This is a genomic window from Corallococcus terminator (genome assembly GCF_003611635.1).
GTDB lineage: Bacteria > Myxococcota > Myxococcia > Myxococcales > Myxococcaceae > Corallococcus > Corallococcus terminator.
The window spans coordinates 1-447 of the sequence record NZ_RAVZ01000814.1; the positions used below are offsets into that span (position 1 = coordinate 1).

The following is a 447-nucleotide window of genomic DNA, read 5'->3' on the forward strand; positions in this document are numbered from 1 at the left end:
ACCGCGCACAGGCCCTTGATGGTGGAGATTTCCTCGTCGGAGCCCTTGGCGCTGATGGCGATGACGCCCTTCCCGTCCAGCAAGTCCTGGAAGACGCTGGGCCAGATGACGGAGAGCGTCTTGCCGGAGCCCGTCTGCCCCATGACGTGGCGGTGCATGGATTGGTCCTGCTCCGAGAGGTAGACGGGCTCCCAGGAGAGGGGGCGGAACCTCCGGGCCACCGGCGTCATGCCGACGAACTTGTGCTGGGGAGGGCGGCGGCGAATGGCCTCGGTGATGTCGTAGGCGTGGGAGGGCAGGCTGCTGGTGTCCGGGGTGAGCTGGATGCCGGTGAGGAAGGGCACGACGTGGTTGAACCACCCGAGGAGAAAGGCCCGGTAGAGGAGCAGCACCGCGGTGAGCGCGAGGACGAAGAGGACGGAGGCGAGCTCCACGTGGGAGAGCGTC

1 protein-coding gene is annotated in these 447 nt (G+C 67.3%); it reads right to left on the minus strand.

Going from position 1 to position 447, the window contains the following annotated elements; genetic code table 11:
* Positions 1 to 447, minus strand: a 447-nt coding sequence (locus tag D7V88_RS43580; RefSeq protein ID WP_208726798.1) for a hypothetical protein, incomplete at both ends; no start/stop codon positions are given.